Below are 2,736 nucleotides of genomic sequence, written 5' to 3'. Positions count from 1 at the left end.
TGTAAAAATGAACTGGGGTGTAGTCCATTTATATATGTAAAATAATCTTTAAAGGCATACTTCATTTTTTCTAACTTTTTAAATTTATATAGCATAATCTTTTTAATATTTTTATTATTACAATTAAGGTATGACTTGTTATTTATAAGTGAATTATTTTTTATATCTTTTAGTATTAAATCAAATATAGTTATTTTTTTATCAATATTTTTATATATACTTTCCTTATTCTTTTCCATTACTATTTTTTTGCTAGATAAACTTATTTCTTCAGTATTTTCAATAATATTTTTAGTATTTTCACTTATATTCTCTAAATTAACATCTTGTTTAATATTTTCATTTTCTACATTTTCAAAAATTTCTAATACTTCTTTTTCATCTTCAACCTTTTCTATTTTAGAAGAAAATCTATAATTTTTAATATTTTCTAAATTAATAACATATAAATTAGAAGTTTGTTTGTCTGTTGTATTTAAAAATCTTTCTATTTTTTCAATTAAACCTGTTTCTACAAGGCTATTTAAAGCCCTTTTTGTTGTAGAAACAGATATGTTTAAATCACTAGATATAGTTTTTATACTAGGAAAACACACTAAATCTTTGTTCGCTCTATCTAATAAATACAAAATTACACTTAATGCTCTGCTTTTTAAACTGCATTTATATAACATATTTTTAATTTCAAATTTTTCCATAATTTTATCTCCTTTTTTATAATTAAGTTATTTTTAATTCCATATACTCCAAAAAGCTCCACCTGCTCCTGCACCTTTTCTAGCCTCGTTCATTATTAAATTTATATCAAACTGCTGTTTGCTCCTTTTATAACTAGCAGGGTCTGCAACAAGTATTTTACCTTCGCTTGTTACTCCTCTTAACACAATAAAATGCCCACTATTTGTAAATGTACCTTTTCCCATAAGAGCCACTATTAATTTACCATTATTAAGGGCATATATTACTTTTGCTTTATCATTTCCTAACCCCTCTACATTTAAACCAAAAACCTTTGCACAATTTGTAATTAAACTATGATAAGAGCCACTTCCTTTAGCATAGTATCCATTTTCAACACTCCAGTTACATATATAAATAGGGTCATATATTTGTCCTGTTAAACTAGATACTACAATAGCCATTGAAGTCGGTCCACAACCCTGAGTACCGACTTTATCTGTGCCATATAATTGATTTTTATATTTTTCATCTAATTGATTAAAATATACAACACTTATTTCACTGTCTGTAAAAACTATATCTCCATAATCTTGCTCTTCTGCTTCAATATAATCTTTATCATAAATACCTATACTTTGGTTATATCCATAATCTTTTTGAAACTGTTCTATTGCTAATATTTCATCTCCAAAAATAAACTCTTTAAACATATCTAAAGGATTTGTTATTAAGTATAAAAAAAAGGCTATTAACATTAATAGCCCTGTAACAACTGATATTATCATTAGATATATTTTCTTTCGCCTTTCTTCATCTATTGCCATTTGAATTAAAAATTTTATTAAAATTTCTTTCATTTTAACAACTCCTAAAATAATTTTTCCTTTAAAAATATAATTCATATGCTAATTTATATAATAAAAAAAGTATCTCTAAAAAGAAATACTTTACAAATATTTTTTTATATTGTATAATTAAATTAGAAAAAGGCAATGGAATTGCCAACAATGTTTTATACTATGTGTTTAAAGTAATAGCACAAAACTTTGCTAGAGTGGGTGCTATTACTTTTTTGTGCGTTTGATTAATACAATAATCAAACCTATGAAACTAACCATATTGTTTGAAAATGTAAGTAATATCATAATTACTTCATATGTACTCATCATCACAACACCTCCAATCTTTTTAAGATTGAAAGCCCACCCCCTTTGCTCTATACTTTATAGTATAAAACATTGTTGGCGTGTAAGTAACAACACTTACTATTCCGATTGTCTTGTTTACATTTTAAACTATTTTTTTACTTTTTGCAACAATATTCATAAAATAAAATGCTTATAAATTTCTAAATCATTTATGTTTAAAATAATTAAATCTTTATTTTGATTTATAGCATATTTTAAAGTATTTTTTGTCCCACTTTTAGTTAAGTTAATATCATAAACTCCTAAAACTACGTTAGATTTATCTACTAAATACTTATTTCTTTTAAAAAAACAATCATCTGTATAATCTTTTTGCACTAAAATATTTTTAGTACAATTTTCCATAATATTTTTTAATCTATTTTTATAATTTTCATTCCAGTTTTCATAATGGTTGCTACAAGGAAGTACACAAAATAATTGTATATCATTATATTTTTTCATTAATTGTATAACAATTTCTCCACACCATATATCAACTCCCATTGCACAACCTGTTAAAAATATTTTAACACCCACTTAAATATATTTTTTCTATTTCATTTATTAATTTAGCCTTTAATTTTATACATTCTATCTCATTTTCATTATATTTAAACTTAAATTTACTAGGTCTATGCCCTGTAAATGAACAAACTTTATTCATAATATCTCCTTTTTTTAAAAAATAATGCGTCATTTTTTAGTCATATTATACTTTAAATTATATATATGAGTTATAATTTTGTCAACTATTCGTCATAATATATAAAAGGAGTTTTTCTTATGAAAGATAATTTACCTAGATATACTTTAAGAATTAATCAAAATTTATTAGATAAATTAGATTATATTGCTAAATATGAAG

At 23.5% G+C, this 2,736-nt stretch carries 5 protein-coding genes; all 5 read right to left on the bottom strand.

The window, feature by feature from the left end; genetic code table 11:
- Positions 1-698: helix-turn-helix domain-containing protein (locus R5Z65_RS09835; RefSeq protein WP_317368843.1), on the bottom strand; the 698-nt coding region annotated here is incomplete at its 3' end.
- Positions 699-731: 33 nt separating this feature from the next.
- Positions 732-1,538 (bottom strand): C39 family peptidase, encoded by an 807-nt coding sequence (locus R5Z65_RS09830; RefSeq protein WP_317368841.1) that lies wholly within the window; start codon positions 1,536-1,538, stop codon positions 732-734.
- Between the two features lie 207 nt (positions 1,539-1,745).
- A complete protein-coding gene (locus R5Z65_RS10290; RefSeq protein ID WP_369124043.1) occupies positions 1,746-1,847 on the bottom strand; it encodes a putative holin-like toxin in 102 nt (33 codons plus the stop codon).
- Between the two features lie 156 nt (positions 1,848-2,003).
- Complete coding sequence (locus R5Z65_RS09825; RefSeq protein WP_317368839.1) at positions 2,004-2,375, bottom strand: SLOG family protein; 372 nt, start codon at positions 2,373-2,375, stop codon at positions 2,004-2,006.
- 22 nt (positions 2,376-2,397) lie between these two features.
- Entirely contained in the window at positions 2,398-2,535 is a 138-nt protein-coding gene (locus tag R5Z65_RS09820; RefSeq protein ID WP_317368838.1) for a hypothetical protein, read from the bottom strand.
- Between the last annotated feature and the right edge of the window lie 201 nt (positions 2,536-2,736).

Source organism: uncultured Tyzzerella sp. (genome assembly GCF_963558545.1).
Lineage (GTDB): Bacteria > Bacillota > Clostridia > Lachnospirales > CAG-274 > Tyzzerella.
Note: the sequence above shows the minus strand (reverse complement) of the source record. Positions and strands in the feature narration are given on the sequence as shown.